We start from the raw sequence: 16,878 nt of genomic DNA on the forward strand, positions 1-16,878 counted from the left end.
AAGCGGGCTTTCGGGGTGCATGAATGTCGGCGTTTGCCGTAAAGAAATGTTTTTATTATCTGTTATTCGGAATTTTCTTAATGGCACCGATAAACTGAAATATTTCCGCAGTAATCTGTTCATCTTTATCGTGACCGGATCTGTCAACATGGAACGCTCAGGCTATTTGCAAAGACAATTTACGCCCAGTTCCCGTTCTTTAACTGCCCGGGAATTGTGTATTGATGTCCCCTTTGTCACCCCGGAAAGTGACAATCTGAAAGTGATGGAATTATTCACCCGGCACCATTCGCTGATCAGCCTGCCCGTTATCGAGGACAACCGTCCGTTCGGCCTGATCAACCGTCATATCTTTCTTTCCCAGATGGCCCGCCCTTATTTTCGCGAACTGTATGACCGGAAAAGCTGTATCGCGTTTATGGATAAGCATCCGCTGGTGATTGATTCAGAAAGTACGCTCGATGAACTGGCGCAGAAGATGGTGGAGTCCGGCGATCGCTCGGTAACGGACGGATTTATTCTGACCACCGGCGGCCATTACATCGGCATGGGGCTGGGGATCGACGTCATCAAAACGGTGTCGAACGTCCAGACGCAGCAGCATCAGCAAATCATGCAAAGCATTGAGTATGCGCGCGTGATCCAGGAATCGATGCTGAACAAGTCACATAAAACGCTGACGGCGCAGCTCAAAGACTGGAGCCTGGTGTGGCAGCCCCGGGATCTGGTGGGTGGCGATTTTTATGCGTTTCATGAAGTTGAGGGCGGCTGGCTGTTGTTTGTCGCTGACTGCACCGGCCACGGCGTGCCGGGCGCGTTCATGACCGTGATCCTGTCGTCGGCGCTGGATAAGTCCTTGCAGGAATGCCCGGCCAACCGCCCGGATTTACTGCTCGGCCACGTGAACCAGTTTATCAAACAGACGCTCGGTCAATCCGAAGAGTCGAATCAGACTTCCACATCCAACGACGGCTGCGATGCGATGGCGGCGTTTATCGATCCGCAGGATCCGCGGCTGATCTGGGCCGGTGCGCGCCTTTCCGGTTTCCTGTTACCGGCCGCAGGCGAAGACGCGGTGGCGCTGAGTGCCGACCGGATGGGGGTGGGGTATACCGAAACGCCCGCTGATTACCGCTGGACGCTGCATGAAACCCCGCTCAATGCGCAGGATTTACTGTTTATTTATACCGATGGCCTGACCGATCAGGTTGGCGGTAAACGCAACATCATGTTCGGGAAGAAAAAGGTGAAAACGCTGCTCGAACAGCACCGTTTAGCGCCCGTGCCCGAGCTGTCGGCAGCGATGATGCAGGCCTATCTCGACTGGCAGGGCAATCAGCAACGTCGCGATGATATGACCTTTTTAGGTTTTCGTTATTGTGGCCTCAGGGGCCGGCAACCGTAGAGTTTATTTATGACCAGCGAACCCGTTTTTACCGGACCGTTCAGTGCGCCGCATTACGACGTGGTGGCATTGCAGTACACCGGATTTTTCTCGCAAAACAATATTACCGCAATGGGCGAAGTGATCCGTTTGTATCTCGAACACCATGAAGCTTCCTCCAGCACCCGCCGCAAACTGTTTTCCACCTTTATTGAGATGGTGCAAAACATCCTGCGTTACTCCTCTGACAGCCGTGCGCTGGCACGTGCTGACGACGAGATGCGTTTCGGATCTGTCACGCTGGGCATTGATAATGGCCGGTACGTGTGCGAAAGCACCAACCTGATCCGTCCGGAAGATATTGTGCGGCTGCGCGAATATCTGGAGACGATCAGAACCATGAGCGCCGACGAAATCAAACTCACCTATAAAGCGTCGCTGCGTGCGGAAAGCCCGGTGTGGAGTAAAGGCGCCAACATCGGCCTGCTCACCCTCGCCCGCGATGCCAGTGAACCGCTGGAATTTACTTTTCATCAGGTGGAAGCCTCTGAACTGTCCACTTTTCATCTGAAAGCCATAATCTAAAAAGAGCGCATCACTATGAACAATATCAGCATCCCTGCGACTTCCTGCACGCCGGAAGTTGAATTTGATTTTGATGGCCGAACTCTGTCGCTGGCCGGTGAATCTTATCCGGAAAATGCCGCGGCTTTTTATCGTCCGCTGATCACCGCCCTGGAAAACTTTGTGCCTGCGCAGTCTCAGGGCACCGGCTCGCCGCTGACGCTCCACGTCGCGCTGAGTTACTTCAACAGCTCCAGCACCAAAATGCTTTTCAGCCTGTTAAGTGCGGTGAACAACGCCGCTGCCGCCGGGATCGCCACCACGCTGCACTGGTATTACGACCCTGAGGATGATATTTCCGAAGAATTCGGCCAGGAACTGAGCCTTGATTTCCCCGCCATCGCCTTCCACCTCCACGCGGAAAGCTACCATGACGAGCTTAGATGAGTTATTCACGGCAGAAAGCGCCATCCTGCAAGACAACCGTGAACTGGCGGAAACGCAGGGGCTGGATGCAGAAGTCTACCGCGACGCACTGGTCAAACTGACCGCACATTATCAGAAGATCATGAACGAATCTTACCGCCTGATCCGCCGCAGCGACCGCGCAGAGCGGGATCTGAACCAGCTCAACGAACGGCTGGAATATGAGGCCACGCATGATCCGCTGACCCGGGTTTATAACCGCAGCGCCATCATTGATCAGATTACGAAAGCGCTGAACGCGGGAGAAGCCGGGCTGATTTTGCTCGATATCGATCACTTTAAGGCGATTAACGATCAGTACGGACATCCGGCGGGCGATGCGGTGATATGCGGGTTGATCCGGCGCATTGAGCAATCCGTGCCGGAGCTGGGCAGTATCGGACGCGTCGGCGGCGAGGAGTTCACCATCCTGCTGCCACGCTACACCAAAGCCCAGTCGGTGATTGTCGCCGGTTATATTCACGCGCTGCTCAACGCGTCACCGCTGGATTTACTTCCAAATCAGCTGGTCACGGCGAGCCTGGGCGTAAGCTGGGGAAAGCAGAACAGCAGCTTTGATACGTTGTACAACGACGCCGACGCGGCCATGTATGAAGCGAAAAGACGCGGCAGGAACCGGGTGCATTGCGGATAGTCCGGGCGCGGGATTGCAGATAAAAGCGTGAATGCAGAAAGCCTGCATTCACCTTTTTTTGGCCTTACACTTTCTTAAATTCGAGGCGTTTGATTTCGCCGACCACCAGCAGATAGCAGAGCATGGACATCAGCGCAGAACAGCCAACGAAAATCAGCGCACTGTTGAATGAATGCAGGTTTTTCACCAGATAACCAATGAGCAGTGGCGTGACGATAGAAGCAACGTTACCGAAGATATTAAATATCGCACCACACATGCCGATCATTTCTTTCGGTGCGGTATCGGCAATCACCGGCCAGCCCAGCGCCCCGAAGCCTTTGCCGAAGAAGGCCAGCGCCATCAGCCCGACCACCACCACATTATTGTCGGTGTAGTTACACAGAATAATACCTGACGCCAGGATCATGCCGCACACAATCGGAATTTTCCGCGCTGCGGTTAATGAAAAGCCGCGTTTGAGCAGATTGTCCGACACCACGCCGCCCAGAATACCGCCGCAGAAACCGCACAGGGCCGGAACAGAGGCAATCAGGCCGACTTTCAGAATCGACATGCCTTTTTCCTGCACCAGATAAATCGGGAACCAGGTCAGGAAGAACCAGGTAATAGTGTTGAGGAAATACTGGCCGAAGAAAATGCCTAACATCATTCTGCTGCTCAGAAGCTGGCGGACGTAATTCCATTTAGGGCCTTGTTTGCCCTGTTTGGATTTCGTCTGATCCATATTCACCACCGCTCCGCCCTGCTCGATATATTCCAGCTCGCTGGCTGAAACACCCGGATGGTCAAGCGGGTTACGGACAAACTTCACCCAAAACAGCGTCAGCACAAAGCCAATCACGCCCATCACCACAAACACGTTTTCCCAGCCCCAGGCGTAGGTCAGCCAGCCGAGAAAAGGCGAGAAAATGGCGAGCGAGAAATACTGCGCCGCATTGAAGATGGAAGACGCCGTGGCACGTTCCTGCGTCGGGAACCACGCCGCCACCATGCGGGCGTTGGCCGGAAACGCCGGGGCTTCCGCAAAACCTAACAGGAATTGCAGCAGGAACAGCGACCCCACGGCGTATGCCACCGGGAACCAGCCGACAAAGCCCTGCACCAGCGTGAAGAACGACCAGAAAAACAGGCTGTAAGTATAGACTTTGATGGTGCCAAACCGGTCAAGTAGCCAGCCGCCGGGCAGTTGCATCAGCAGATAAGAAATTCCAAATGCTGAGAATATCTTGCCCAGATCGACAACGTCTAATCCCAGATTTTTAGACACTTCCGTTCCCGCGATAGATAATGTCACGCGGTCAGCATAATTAACGGCGGTAATAATGAAAATAATCAGCAGAATAATGTAACGGACATGCGTCTTTTTATTTCCTGACGCCACAGATTCAACACTCATGTTATCCCTCTCTGTAACATTTTCCGGCGTCAGCACGCTTTGAAATAATCTCAGTCAACGTGTGAAATGCAGAAACCGGAGGTTTTCTATCCCTGTGAAAATAAAAAATCCTTTTGGCAGTTTTTGGGTAAATAACGCCCTTAATTCACCCGTATTGTTGACGCAATGATTGTGATTTAAGGCTACCTTCAGAGGGTTGAATCAGTATAAGAAAGGAAAATAGAAATAACACTGTGCAGACGCCCAAGGATCCGCGGGGAATTTTCTTATTTCACATTGCACTCTAACATTACGATAACGTTGAAATAACACTCTTTTATCGATTACCGGCCACGCTTTAAAAAGAGTGATGCAAGTCACAGTTCATATTTCATATGCCAGAAAACTTCCGGCATTCACCGTACAAAGCCGGTCAGTTGCACAATGGGAAATCAGAAACTTTACTTTATAATCGTCCTTATTAACCCGTATTCATTGACGATATGTGATTCCCCTTTCAGAGAATAACGTTAACCCTGTTTAGTGCTGCATAAATAAGAATTCACTGCTGTGTTCTTTAATATCAGCAAGGCAATTTTAACAAAAAGTGCGTTATAAATGAAAAAAGCAGGCCCGCAAAAATGATTCTCTGCGGGCCTGCTTTTCTATTTACCTTTTATTACTACGTCTATTCGTTACGGTTTTGCACCCGCCACGGCTTCTTTCGCCAGCTGGGTAATACGCGCGTAATCGCCGCTTTCCAGCGCGTCTGCCGGAACCAGCCATGAACCGCCGATGCACAGCACGCTTTTCAGCGCCAGATAATCCCGGTAGTTCGCCGGTGAAATGCCGCCGGTCGGGCAGAAACGCACCTGCGGGAACGGGCCGCCAATCGCCTGCAACGCTTTCACGCCGCCGCTGGCTTCTGCCGGGAAGAATTTGAATTCACGCAAACCGTGATCCAACCCCAGCATCAGTTCGGACACGGTGGAAATCCCCGGGATCAGCGGAAGGGTTCCGGCCGTTGCGGCCTTCAGCAGGTCATCCGTCAGACCCGGGCTGATCGCAAACTGCGCGCCTGCGTCGGTGACGTCTTTCAGCTGCTGCGCATTCAGCACGGTGCCCGCGCCGATAATCGCGTCCGGCACTTCGCGGGCAATCGCACGGATCGCGTCCATCGCGCAGGCGGTGCGCAGCGTGACTTCCAGAACGCGAACGCCCCCGGCGACCAGCGCTTTCGCCAGCGGCACGGCATGTTCGAGTTTATTGATGACAATCACCGGCACAACCGGGCCAGATGTCAGGATTTGTTCAGCGCTTGTTTTCCAGTTTTTCATGTTCTTTTTCTCTTATCTCACGTCTTCGACGCTAAAATTTGATGCAGCACGCGCCCTGTTCCGCGCCGGAAAGCTGGCTGCGCAAGGCACCGAAAAGCTCACGGCCACAGCCGGTATGTTCGGCACTCAGATCCGGCTGGTACGCAGTGCGTTTCGCCAGCCCGGCGTCATCCACCAGTAACGCCAGCTCGCCGGTGCGGCCATTCACGCGGATGATGTCGCCGTCCTGCACTTTCGCCAGCATGCCGCCGGTATACGCTTCCGGCGTAACGTGGATGGCAGACGGCACTTTGCCGGATGCGCCGGACAAACGGCCATCGGTGACCAGCGCCACTTTAAATCCGCGATCCATTAAAACGCCGAGCGGCGGCATTAATTTGTGTAACTCCGGCATGCCGTTGGCCTGCGGCCCCTGAAAACGCACCACCACCACGCAATCGCGGTTAAGTTTTCCGGCTTCGAACGCAGGCACGATGTCGTGCTGGCTTTCAAAGACGACGGCGGGCGCTTCGATAATCTGGTTATCCGCAGGCACCGCCGAGGTTTTCATCACCGCGCGCCCCAGATTGCCGGACAACACTTTGGTGCCGCCGTGATGTTCGAACGGCGCGCAAATGCTGGCGATCACGTTTGTATCCAGCGAGCTTTGCGCCCCTTCGCGCCACGCCAGTTCGCCGTTATCCAGCCACGGTTCCTGCGTGTAACGCTCCAGCCCGAAACCGGCGACGGTGCTGACGTCCTGATGCAACAAGCCATGATTAAGCAGTTCGCGCACCACCAGCTGCACGCCACCGGCAGCCTGGAACTGATTGATATCCGCCGGGCCGTTCGGGTAAATGCGGCACAGCAACGGCACGGCGTCGGACAGTTCAGAGAAATCATCCCAGTTAATGATAATGCCCGCCGCGCGTGCCATCGCCACCATGTGCATGGTCAGATTGGTGGAACCGCCGGTCGCCAGCAGCGAAACAATCCCGTTCACCACGGTTTTCTCATTCACCATCTGCCCGAGCGGCTGATAGTTACCGCTGGTTTCGGTCAGACGCGTCACCTGACGCGCCGCCGAATCGGTCAGCGCGTCGCGCAATGCGGTGTCCGGTGGCACAAATGACGAGCCCGGCAGATGCAGGCCCATCATTTCCATCACCATCTGGTTGGTATTGGCCGTGCCGTAAAACGTGCAGGTGCCGATACCGTGATACGACGCGGCTTCCGCTTCCAGCAGCGCCTGACGATCGACTTTGCCTTCGGTATACAGCTGGCGAACGCGCACTTTTTCTTTGTTCGGCAAACCGGTGCTCATCGGCCCGGCCGGAATAAAGACCGCCGGAAGATGCCCGAATGACAACGCCGCCATGACTAATCCCGGCACGATTTTGTCGCAAATCCCGAGGTACAGCGCGCCGTCGAACATGTTGTGCGACAGGCCAATGGCGGCGGACATCGCAATCACATCGCGACTCATCAGCGACAGCTCCATACCGTCCTGCCCCTGCGTGACACCGTCACACATTGCCGGCACGCCGCCCGCCACCTGCCCGACGGCACCGACTGATTTCAGCGCCTCTTTCAGGCGCTGCGGGTAATGCTCGTATGGCTGATGCGCGGAGAGCATATCGTTGTAGGCGGTGATAATCGCGATGTCGCTGCGAACCATATTTTTCAGGGCGTTTTTCTCATCCGGCTGGCAGGCCGCAAAACCGTGCGCCAGATTGCCGCAGGCCAGCTGCGCACGGTGAACCGTTTTCGAACGGGCAGATTCCATACGCGCCAGATAGGCTTCGCGGGTCGGGCCGGAGCGTTCAATGATCCGCTGCGTGACGCGCGAGACTGTTTCGTTAATCATTTCGTTCTCCTTTACTTAAAGCATCGTGAAAGCAATCATGCCGATGATCCCGCCGGTGGTGCCCAGCAGGGTTTCCATCACGGTCCAGGTTTTCAGCGTTTGCAGTTCACTGGCACCGGTAAATTTACCGAACAGCCAGAAACCGGCGTCGTTCACGTGGCTCAGCACGATGGAACCGCCGGTGATACAGATGGCCAGCGCCGCAAGTTGCCCGCCGTTCAGCCCGAGCTGATGCGTCACCGGCAGAACCAGGCCGACGGTGGTCAGGCAGGCGACGGTCGCCGACCCCTGAATCACGCGCACCACGGCGGCCAGCGCAAAACAGGCCACGGCGATAGGCAAACCGGTGCCTATCATGGCGTCACCGATGGCCGGGCCGACGCCGGAATCCACCAGAATTTGTTTGAACACGCCGCCCGCACCGGTCATCAGCAGGATGATCCCGGCCGGTTGTACGGCAGCAGAACAGATGGCCAGAGTTTGTTCGTTGGTCATGCCGCGCGGTTTAGCCAGACCGTAAATCACAATCAGGCAGGCAATCAGAATGGCGGTGAAGGGATGGCCTATAAATTCCAGCCATTGCTGCAAATGAGAACCCTGAGTGACGAAACGCGCGCCGATGGTTTTCATCCCCACCAGCACCAGCGGGCATAAGATGAGTGCCAGACTGAAACCGAAAGATGGCAGATTGTCTTTGTTCAGCGTCGGCGCATTTTCTTCCACCGGCATTGGCCAGTTCACATAGCGGCTGATGAAATTGCCGTACAGCGGCCCGGCGATCAGCATGCCGGCAATGGCGGCGACCAGACCGATGGCAATCATCCAGCCAAAATCCGCGTTAAGTTGTGACGCGAGAAGCATCGGCACCGGCCCCGGAAGCAGGAAACAGGCGGCTGCGGCAACACCGGCAAACAACGGGATCGCCAGCCTGACAATGTTGCCGTCAGTTCGGCGCGCAACGGCAAACACAATGCCGATCAGCAGGACAATGGCGACGTCGAAAAACAGCGGCAACGCGCACACCAGCCCGGCAATCCCGAGGGCGTAATTGGCTTTGTTTTTGCCGAAACGATTCAGTAAATGGGCCGCAATTTGATCGAGCGCGCCGACTTCATGCAGGATCTTGCCAAACATCGCGCCCAGCGCCACTACGATCGCCAGAAAACCGAGCGTGCTGCCCATGCCTTTTTGCATGGTGTCGGCAATAGTATCAATGGGCATACCGGAGAAAATCCCGGCGGCGATGGAGACCAGCATCAGCGCCACAAAGGCGTGCATGCGGACTTTCATGACCAGGAACAGAAGCAGTAAAACCGACCCGACCGCTGTCCCGACTAAAGTTACTGTATTCACGCGCAGTGCTCCTGTTGCTGGAAACTTTGAATATGTTGCAGGGTTTCTGCGATGACACCTTCAAGCGGCTGGTTGATATTGATGGTGATGACATCGCTCTCTTCAACCCCTGGCTGCTCCAGCGCGGCGAACTGAGAAATCAGCATTTGTGACTTAAAGAAATGGCCTTTTCGCGCTGCCATGCGTTCCTCGATCACCGGAAAATCGCCTTGCAGATAGATAAATGACAGATTGCCGTTGCCTGCCCGCAAGCGGTCGCGGTAGCGTTTCTTAAGCGCGGAACAGATGATGATCGACACGTTATTGGTCCGCTGCATCGCGAACGCCGCGTCGTTGAGTGCGGCCAGCCACGGCGCGCGGTCGTCATCGTTTAACGCCTCGCCTGCGGCCATTTTGGAAATATTGCTGCGCGGGTGCAGAAAATCGCCGTCAAGAAAACCGGCGGATAACTGGTGTGAAACGGCGTTGGCGACGGCGGATTTTCCGCTGCCGGATACGCCCATGAAAATATAAATACGATTGTTATTCTGATTGTTGTTCTGGTTCTGGCTCACGGTTCAGCTCCTGGCACGGGATCTTAAATAAAAATGTTACCGGTAACATGTTATCGGTAACATTATCAGAGGGATTTCCGCGTCTGACAATCGGTGGCGGCGGGTGAAAACCATAAATGTGATCAGGTTCAAAGTTAATTATTAGCGATGAAACATTTTAGATGGGGTTATTAACAGGTGAATAACACAGTCTTGGGTTCAGCAAAGAATAGTGATTCCGCCTTGTAATAATCACGTTCCTTGTCTATTACTTAAATCACGTAATAAACCGCTGTTTTTGCAGCGGCTTATTACTTAACAGGGTAATTAAAAAACAGGCGTATCACGATGTTCTTCCGCCGGATTTCCGGTACTCATACTTCTGAGGCAAAAATGAAAATATCTCACGCGTTGCTGGCTGTGGCGTTAACCGGTGGTCTTTCCTTTAGCGCATTTTCTGCTCAGCTATTGAAGAAAGCAGATTTTGAAAAAGTCGCCTCGCAATATACCAAAGTCGGTTCGGTCACTACGTCGAATAAAACTTCGCAGTCAGGCGCAATTGAAGACTTGTCTAAAAAAGCCGATAAAAAAGGCGGTGACGTCTTTGTATTAACGTCCGGCAATACCAACAATAAAATCCACGGCACTGCTGACGTGTATAAGAAAAAATAAGTAATATGATCGTGAAAAAACCACGTCAAGGCGTGGTTTTTTTATACATAAATGAAGAGAAATTTCAGGCAGCAAGCCCTTCCGGCCAGCGTTCCGTCGGGTACAGCGCCATACGGATATTGAACAGATGGAACAGCGGTTTAAATAGCGTCATGTCCGAACGGCACAGCGCTTCGAGGTTTAACAAAACGCGGTTTAATTCCTCAAGCAGGGATTGCGGCGGCGCGATATAAATATTTTTCAGCCGCATTTTGATGTACTGATTAATTTCAAACATCAGCGCGTCCGTTTCCAGCGTATGACTTTTTAAAATAGCCTGATGGCGGGCATAAAAATCATAGCAATTCACGCCCAGCCAGATTTCCGTAATCAAATTTCCGCCCAGCGCGACATTCGGCACCGGATCAACTTTATTACGCGGCAAAATAATATTCACTTTATCGAGCATACTCGCGACGTACTGCTGACGCCCGCGCAGTGACGACGCGTTAATTTTGATCGCATTGGTAAACTGCAATAACTCTTTAATGCCTTTGCGCAACGCGCGTTTTGCCGTCCATGAAGGCCGTTTATTGCGGATAAGTGCCGTGGTCAGCAATGCAATCACAATCCCCACCAGCGTGGAAATCGCTGCGTTAACGATCACCAGCAGGTCAGGTTTGAAATCATGGCTCATGCCGATAAAACCGGGGATCTGCGTGGCAATAATCAGGCCGATAAAGTTGGTGGAAGGATTGGCAATCACCAGCCCGAGCGCCAGCAGACCCGGCGCGAGGCAGATAATCAGTGATTCAAACGTCACTGTCAGCGGAATAAACACGGCGGCATAAACAATGCTGATCAGAATCGCAATCAGCACGCCTTTGAGAAAGACGTGGATCGAGGCAATCGGGCTGTCGAGCGAGGCGAAGAACGAACAGATAACCGCCGCCATCATCGGCGCGGAAGCCCCGTCACGCCAGCCGGTGCCGATCCAGAACAGACAACCGACCATGGTGGCGGCAAAGGCGCTGAAGGCCGATAACAGGATCATCCCTTCATCTTTATGCTTTCTGATGAGCCTGAGTTTGCTGCGTTTTTTCTCTTTGCTGAACTGACTGACGCGTTCGGTCACGCCAAAGTATGATTCCGCAATGTGAATGAAATTCTGCAAACGCTCCAGCAAACCGATAAACAACAGCCCTTCTTCCGGCGTCATTTCGCCCCGCTCGTAGCACGTTTTAATTCTTTCCTGCGACGCGCGGATATCGTCCTGAATCGCCTTCGCATTGCCGCTTTGCTCCGGGCTGTTCAGCCACAGCAAAAACTGGCTGAAGGTCGCGGAGACAAAATCTGGGAACGCAATGCCCTGCTCGCCCAGCAGGCTCAGACGTTTTTCAATCGCCGTCAGGGTCGGGATCAGATACGACAAATGCTGATACTGCGCGGTCACCAGGCGGATTAACCGGCGCGCGGAATCGCCCTCAAACACGCAATGCGTAATCAGCGTTTCCACGCTGATGGGGTAGTTCGCCATCTGCACCAGAATGTGTTCGCGCTCAGGCGACGTCTCTTTGGGCGTAACGGTCAGCAACTCTGAACAGAGTTTTTTGGCACTGTCGTACCAGTTACTGACGCTGCTCTCCAGAAGATTGCGCATACGCACCGGGAACACCAGCATGTGGATCAGCGAACTACAGACAATCGCCACCGTGATCTCTTCGACGCGCGAAATTACCGTGTAAGTGATGGAAAGCGGCGTATCGACGTCGGCAAATCCCATGATCGCCGCGCTGTATCCGGCCAGCATAAAAATGTACCCCTTCGGCGTGCGGTCGTGCAGCGAAAGATACAGGCAGAAAGCCACCCACAGCGACACGCTCAGGCTGAATAGCATCGGATCGGTGACCGTAAACGGATAGACCAGAAAGATGAAAATCCCGCCGAGCACCGTGCCCAGAAAACGGTACGTGGCTTTAGAAAGTGTCGAGGCAGAATAGAGCTGGGAAATGACGTAAACCGAAACCATTGACCAGGCAGGTTTATCGAGATTGAGTTCAAGCGCGATATATAAGGCTAAAAATGCCGCTATACAGGTTTTGACGGAGAACAAGAGCGCATTTTTTGTTAACCATTTCATTTTTAAATCAACAGCTCAGCGTATTTTAAAACAGTATTTTAGCCTGTCAGGAAGATTGCGCCCTTTTGAAGAGTGTAACAAAACATACGAAACTATTAGTCACCTTACAAAATTGCCTCACGCGCCCGCTTTCCTCTCCTGCCGGCAAAAAAAATCCACGCCGTGGCGTGGATCAGTTGTAACGCTGTCAGTGATTCAGAAAGGACGGATGATCGCCAGAATCCCGATAATGATGACGCAGAGAGCGATAATTCCCGCGGCATTGCGCAGTAATGCGTAATTTTTTGCAGGCATCCCGGTGGCGCGTTTGCGTAAATCGCCGGAAAGCAGCCCGTGCAGCGCGGAAAGGAAGAACACCACGAGGATCTTAATCAGCAGCCACGCGTGCGGGATCTGGCCGTGGCTGACAATCATCACAATCCCGGCAATCCACAGCACAATCATCGCCGGGCTGGTGACGCAGCGATTCCATTTACGGACAGTATCGAGCAACGCCGCTTTGCCCGCGTTATCCTGTATTCCGACGGTTTTAGAAAACGTTATGGAAACCAGCGCCATCGCCAGCATTCCGCCGATCCACAATATCCCTGCGATAATGTGCAGGGTGTTCAGCCACTCATGAAGCATGTTTTATTCCTTCTAAAGTTAACGACAATGCGGTACGCCGGACAACTTCAACCTGCTGTCTCTTCACGGCTTTTACCGGATTATGTCCTTTTCCCCTGATAAAGGCACGGGTAATGTCTCCGCGTTTTCGGAACGTCAGGTTTTCTGTTTTCTTTCTTTTTGGAAATTGAGTAGGTAGACTGGGCTACCTACTCAATGATTCACTAAGATGAGCGACGTTATGTCACAACCTGAAACGCCAGCGGAAAGCGCCCGCGACCGCCTGCTCGGCGCGGCACGCGTCCTGTTTTATAACGATGGTATCGCCGCTACGGGCATTGACGCCATCGTGAAAAGAGCGGGCGTGGCGAAGAAAAGCCTCTACAACAATTTTGAATCAAAAGCGGAACTGGTTGCGACGTACATCACCATTCGCCACGACGAATGGCTGGCGCTGTATGCACGCCGCGAGGAGGAAGCATCCGGCCCGAAGGAAAAAGTGCTGGCGGTTTTCCGCGCGTATGACGATCACGCTGAATTTTCGTACGAGCGCGGATTTCGCGGCTGCGGGCTGCTCAATGCCGCCGCCGAACTCCCTGCCGGTGCGCCCGGAAGACTGGCGGTGCGCGGCCACAAGGAACAGGTGGAATCCATTGTGTCTGCCCATTTGCTGGAGCTGTTTGCCGGCGATGAAGCGAAAGCGCAATTACTGGCGCGGCATTTTTCATTCCTGCTCGAAGGGGCAATTTCCCGCGCCGGACTGGAAGGCAACGGTGCCTGTGTACGTCAGGCGATGGCGATGGCCGACGCCATGATGGAGGCGCCGTGACAAGCTCGCCTGCAGAACGGTTACTCGGCATTCTGGCCGTGGTTTTTGCCTCAGTGTTATGGGGCTCAACGGGCACGGCAGCGACGTTCGCCCCGCAGGTCAGCCCGGTGGCGATTGGCGCAGTGGCGATGGGCATCGGCGGCCTTTTGCAGGCGGCCATTGCCGCACGCGGCATTCTCAGACACCGCCGGGCGCTCACTTTGCACTGGCGGATCTTACTGACCGGCGGCCTGTCCGTCGGCATCTATCCGCTGGCTTTTTATGCCTCGATGCACCTTGCGGGCGTGACGGTGGGTACGGTGATTTCCATTGGTTCCGCCCCGCTGCTTTCTGCACTGATTGAATATTGGCTCGAGGGCCAGCGTCTGACCCGCCGCTGGATGGCGGGCGCGGCCATTGGTGTGGCCGGAATGGTGCTGTTATGTCTGGCCGAAAGCAGCACGCACGCCCTTTCAGGCCAGCAGCCGCACGCGCTGGCGGGCATGGCGCTCGGTCTGGTTGCCGGGCTGACTTACGCCCTTTATGCGTGGGCGGCGCGCCAGCTGATGCAGCGCGGCATTCCTTCGCGTGTGTCGATGGGCGCAACGTTTGGCCTTGGTGGCCTGTTGCTGATGCCGGTGTTATTCGTGACCGGCGCGCCATTGCTGGCTTCGTGGAATAACGCCGCGGTCGGCGCTTACATGGCGCTGATCCCAATGTTTACCGGTTATGTGTGTTTCGGTTATGCGCTGGCACGCATTCCGGCCAGCCTGGCGACCACTATCACGCTGCTCGAGCCTGCGGTGGCGGCGGTTCTGGCAGTGCTGATTGTCGGCGAACGCCTGCCCGCAATGGGCTGGACCGGCATCGGGCTGGTGGTCGCCTGCCTCATTTTCATCACCGTTCCGCTGAGAAGCAGGCCGGTGCTGACATCGGCCTGAAAGAAGAATGGCCCTTTGCAGGGCCATTTTTTTGGCAAAAATCACACGCAATCAGACTGCCGCCGGGGCTTCCAGCGAGGCCATATCAATCACAAAACGGTAGCGAACATCCGCTTTTTCCATACGTTCGAATGCCGCATTGATTTCATCCATACGGATCATCTCGCAGTCCGGCAGAATGTTTTTCTCAGCGCAGAAGTCGAGCATTTCCTGCGTTTCGCGGATCCCACCGATTGGCGAACCCGCCACGCGGCGACGGCCCAGCAGCAGAGGCACGGTGTTGAACTCTTCCATCGGGCCGACCTGCCCGACCAGCACCAGCGTCGCGTCCACATCCAGCAGCGGCATGTATGGCGTGATGTCGTGTCTGACCGGCACAGTATCGATAATCAAATCGAAGTGATCGTGCGCCTGCGCCATCGCATCACTGTCTGCGCTGACCAGCAAACGGCTCGCGCCCAGCGCCAGTGCGTCAGCTTCTTTGGCATTGGAACGGCTCAGTACGGTGACATCCGCGCCCAGCCCGACGGCCAGTTTAACGGCCATGTGGCCCAGCCCGCCCAACCCGATAACGCCCACACGGCTGCCCGGCCCGACATTCCAGGTTTTCAGCGGCGACCAGGTGGTGATACCGGCGCACAACAGCGGCGCGGCTTTGGAGAGATCTAACCCTTCCGGCATCCGCAGGCAAAATTCCTCACGCACCACTAAGTGCTTGGAATATCCGCCCTGCGTCGGCTCTTTGGTAAAACGGTCATAACCCGCGTATGTGCCGGTGTTCCCTTCGCGGCACAACTGTTCTTCGCCCTTTTTACACTGGTCACATTCCTGACAACTATCCACCATACAACCGACGGCAACGTGGTCACCCACTTTGTAGCGGGAAACCTGATTACCTACCTGCGTTACGCGCCCGACGATTTCATGGCCGGGGACAATCGGATAATAGCTCCAGCCCCAGTCATTCCGGGCGGTATGCAAATCAGAATGGCAGACGCCGCAATACAAAATCTCCATTGCAACATCATTTTCACGCAGGCCGCGACGTTCAAATGCGTAGGGTGCCAGCGGTTTTTTCGGATCGTACGCTGCAAATCCAACAGTTTTCATCGGTAAACTCCTGAGTTGATAGTGGCCCCTTCACTATAGAATTTACCCTCAAAGCCACAAGCCACAGTCCTCCTGAATCCTTGCCTGATTCTGTTCAGTTTTCGCCGCTTTGCGACGTTGTGCGATAAAGAATCACAGTTCACACGCAGATGTGAAAATTTCTTTGCGGCACTTTCCGAAAATTATCCTTAAAATTAAATAAGATATATAAAATACTCCGCCATATCCCCAATCATTTTTCTGTGATTTCGCAACTTTTAATGTGAAATTGAAATGCCTACACTGTTAAACATTGAGAGGCATCAGGTTAATCAATTTATCGGGTGGTCAGCATGCTGAGTGCAAATGAGCGACGCGATTTTATTTACCGGCACATCCACGAAAACCAGATTGCCTATTACGACGAACTGGCGTCGCTGATGAATGTGTCGCACATGACCATCCGCCGCGATGCGACGTTGCTGGAACGTGAAGGGAAAGTGCTGCGCGTCAACGGCGGTGTGCGGCTCAGCGAGTTTTTGCATCAGGAACTGCCATGGCAGGAAAAGTCATACCTGAACCATAAGATCAAGAAAGAACTCGGCCAGTGCGCGATGCGCAGAATTGCCGAAGGCACCATTATTTATCTGGATGCGGGCACCACCACCTTTGAGATTGCCTGCTGCATTCCGGCAAATTTCCGGTTAACGGTGGTGACCAATGATTTTTCCATCACCCAGTTACTGATGAATAATCCGGCAATTGATTTATTTCATGTCGGCGGGCGGGTCGATAAACGCAACTATTCCTGCGTCGGGCTAAGTGCGGCTAATTTTATTAAAGCGCTGAACATCGATCTGGCTTTTCTCAGCGCCAGTTCATGGGATTTAAAACACGGTATTTCGACACCTTATGAAGGCAAAGCCGAAGTGAAGCAGACTGTTATTTCTGTTGCTAACCGGAGCATATTAATTTCCGACAGCAGCAAATATGGTAAATACGGCTTTTATTCCGTCTGCCCGCTGAACACGGTGGATGAGATTATTACCGATTCAGTGTCGAAAGAATGTAAACAAACATTGTCAAACCTGACCTCACCCAAAGTGACATTTGTCGATATTTTATAAT

16 protein-coding genes are annotated in these 16,878 nt (G+C 53.9%); 8 read left to right on the forward strand and 8 right to left on the reverse strand.

What is annotated here, in order from left to right; genetic code table 11:
* The first annotated feature begins 148 nt into the window (after positions 1-148).
* From M2403_RS07095 to M2403_RS07110, 4 genes are read left to right on the forward strand one after another with little or no spacing between them, the layout of a single operon-like run.
* Positions 149-1,405, forward strand: coding sequence for a SpoIIE family protein phosphatase (locus tag M2403_RS07095; RefSeq protein ID WP_217153114.1), 1,257 nt, complete (start codon positions 149-151; stop codon positions 1,403-1,405).
* Positions 1,406-1,414: 9 nt separating this feature from the next.
* Complete coding sequence (locus M2403_RS07100; protein WP_259228825.1) at positions 1,415-1,969, forward strand: SiaB family protein kinase; 555 nt, start codon at positions 1,415-1,417, stop codon at positions 1,967-1,969.
* A gap of 15 nt (positions 1,970-1,984) precedes the next feature.
* Positions 1,985-2,395, forward strand: coding sequence for a DUF1987 domain-containing protein (locus M2403_RS07105; RefSeq protein ID WP_152327148.1), 411 nt, complete (start codon positions 1,985-1,987; stop codon positions 2,393-2,395).
* Positions 2,379-3,068, forward strand: coding sequence for a GGDEF domain-containing protein (locus tag M2403_RS07110; protein WP_152327147.1), 690 nt, complete (start codon positions 2,379-2,381; stop codon positions 3,066-3,068). The genes M2403_RS07105 and M2403_RS07110 overlap by 17 nt, the downstream gene beginning before the upstream one ends.
* A gap of 64 nt (positions 3,069-3,132) precedes the next feature.
* On the opposite strand, the gene M2403_RS07115 is transcribed toward M2403_RS07110, so the two are convergent.
* From M2403_RS07115 to gntK, 5 genes are all read right to left on the reverse strand, one after another.
* Positions 3,133-4,467, reverse strand: coding sequence for an MFS transporter (locus M2403_RS07115; protein WP_152327146.1), 1,335 nt, complete (start codon positions 4,465-4,467; stop codon positions 3,133-3,135).
* A 674-nt stretch (positions 4,468-5,141) separates the two neighbouring features.
* Positions 5,142-5,783, reverse strand: coding sequence for a bifunctional 4-hydroxy-2-oxoglutarate aldolase/2-dehydro-3-deoxy-phosphogluconate aldolase (locus M2403_RS07120; RefSeq protein ID WP_152327145.1), 642 nt, complete (start codon positions 5,781-5,783; stop codon positions 5,142-5,144).
* Between the two features lie 31 nt (positions 5,784-5,814).
* A complete protein-coding gene (gene edd / locus M2403_RS07125) occupies positions 5,815-7,629 on the reverse strand; it encodes a phosphogluconate dehydratase (protein ID WP_259228826.1) in 1,815 nt (604 codons plus the stop codon).
* A gap of 15 nt (positions 7,630-7,644) precedes the next feature.
* On the reverse strand, positions 7,645-8,982 hold the full coding sequence (gene gntU, locus M2403_RS07130; protein ID WP_152327143.1) for a gluconate transporter: 1,338 nt from the start codon (positions 8,980-8,982) through the stop codon (positions 7,645-7,647).
* Entirely contained in the window at positions 8,979-9,536 is a 558-nt protein-coding gene (gene gntK / locus M2403_RS07135) for a gluconokinase (RefSeq protein WP_259228827.1), read from the reverse strand. Before gntK ends, gntU begins: the two co-directional genes overlap by 4 nt.
* Positions 9,537-9,908: 372 nt before the next feature.
* Here gntK and yahO point away from each other — a divergent pair, with 372 nt between their 5' ends.
* Entirely contained in the window at positions 9,909-10,187 is a 279-nt protein-coding gene (gene yahO, locus M2403_RS07140; protein WP_101076551.1) for a DUF1471 family periplasmic protein YahO, read from the forward strand.
* Between the two features lie 64 nt (positions 10,188-10,251).
* Here the strand turns inward: yahO and M2403_RS07145 are convergent, their stop codons facing one another.
* Entirely contained in the window at positions 10,252-12,306 is a 2,055-nt protein-coding gene (locus M2403_RS07145; RefSeq protein ID WP_217153117.1) for an FUSC family protein, read from the reverse strand.
* Positions 12,307-12,501: 195 nt separating this feature from the next.
* Entirely contained in the window at positions 12,502-12,933 is a 432-nt protein-coding gene (locus M2403_RS07150; protein WP_165057715.1) for a CopD family protein, read from the reverse strand.
* A 220-nt stretch (positions 12,934-13,153) separates the two neighbouring features.
* Between M2403_RS07150 and M2403_RS07155 the strand changes: the two genes are divergently transcribed.
* The gene (locus tag M2403_RS07155) at positions 13,154-13,741 is read left to right on the forward strand and encodes a TetR/AcrR family transcriptional regulator (protein ID WP_165057717.1); all 588 of its coding nucleotides are present in this window, start codon (positions 13,154-13,156) and stop codon (positions 13,739-13,741) included.
* Positions 13,738-14,661 (forward strand): DMT family transporter, encoded by a 924-nt coding sequence (locus tag M2403_RS07160; RefSeq protein ID WP_259228828.1) that lies wholly within the window; start codon positions 13,738-13,740, stop codon positions 14,659-14,661. Before M2403_RS07155 ends, M2403_RS07160 begins: the two co-directional genes overlap by 4 nt.
* Before the next feature lie 51 nt (positions 14,662-14,712).
* On the opposite strand, the gene M2403_RS07165 is transcribed toward M2403_RS07160, so the two are convergent.
* Complete coding sequence (locus M2403_RS07165) at positions 14,713-15,771, reverse strand: NAD(P)-dependent alcohol dehydrogenase (RefSeq protein WP_165057721.1); 1,059 nt, start codon at positions 15,769-15,771, stop codon at positions 14,713-14,715.
* Positions 15,772-16,103: 332 nt separating this feature from the next.
* On the opposite strand from M2403_RS07165, the gene M2403_RS07170 reads away from it, so the two are divergent.
* Positions 16,104-16,877, forward strand: coding sequence for a DeoR/GlpR family DNA-binding transcription regulator (locus M2403_RS07170; RefSeq protein ID WP_235937313.1), 774 nt, complete (start codon positions 16,104-16,106; stop codon positions 16,875-16,877).
* The last annotated feature ends 1 nt before the right edge of the window (position 16,878 follow it).

Source organism: Rahnella sp. BIGb0603, from assembly GCF_024808755.1.
In the GTDB taxonomy this organism is placed as follows: Bacteria; Pseudomonadota; Gammaproteobacteria; order Enterobacterales; family Enterobacteriaceae; genus Rahnella; species Rahnella contaminans.

Bases quoted from the DNA above. Each gene is read 5' to 3' on its own strand.
- M2403_RS07115 (WP_152327146.1), bottom strand. From the start codon at position 4,467: ATGAGTGTTGAATCTGTGGCGTCAGGAAATAAAAAGACGCATGTCCGT.
- M2403_RS07165 (WP_165057721.1), bottom strand. From the start codon at position 15,771: ATGAAAACTGTTGGATTTGCAGCGTACGATCCGAAAAAACCGCTGGCA.
- M2403_RS07120 (WP_152327145.1), bottom strand. From the start codon at position 5,783: ATGAAAAACTGGAAAACAAGCGCTGAACAAATCCTGACATCTGGCCCG.
- M2403_RS07110 (WP_152327147.1), top strand. From the start codon at position 2,379: ATGACGAGCTTAGATGAGTTATTCACGGCAGAAAGCGCCATCCTGCAA.
- M2403_RS07095 (WP_217153114.1), top strand. From the start codon at position 149: ATGGAACGCTCAGGCTATTTGCAAAGACAATTTACGCCCAGTTCCCGT.
- M2403_RS07145 (WP_217153117.1), bottom strand. From the start codon at position 12,306: ATGAAATGGTTAACAAAAAATGCGCTCTTGTTCTCCGTCAAAACCTGT.
- M2403_RS07170 (WP_235937313.1), top strand. From the start codon at position 16,104: ATGCTGAGTGCAAATGAGCGACGCGATTTTATTTACCGGCACATCCAC.
- M2403_RS07100 (WP_259228825.1), top strand. From the start codon at position 1,415: ATGACCAGCGAACCCGTTTTTACCGGACCGTTCAGTGCGCCGCATTAC.
- M2403_RS07150 (WP_165057715.1), bottom strand. From the start codon at position 12,933: ATGCTTCATGAGTGGCTGAACACCCTGCACATTATCGCAGGGATATTG.
- edd (WP_259228826.1), bottom strand. From the start codon at position 7,629: ATGATTAACGAAACAGTCTCGCGCGTCACGCAGCGGATCATTGAACGC.
- M2403_RS07155 (WP_165057717.1), top strand. From the start codon at position 13,154: ATGTCACAACCTGAAACGCCAGCGGAAAGCGCCCGCGACCGCCTGCTC.
- yahO (WP_101076551.1), top strand. From the start codon at position 9,909: ATGAAAATATCTCACGCGTTGCTGGCTGTGGCGTTAACCGGTGGTCTT.
- M2403_RS07105 (WP_152327148.1), top strand. From the start codon at position 1,985: ATGAACAATATCAGCATCCCTGCGACTTCCTGCACGCCGGAAGTTGAA.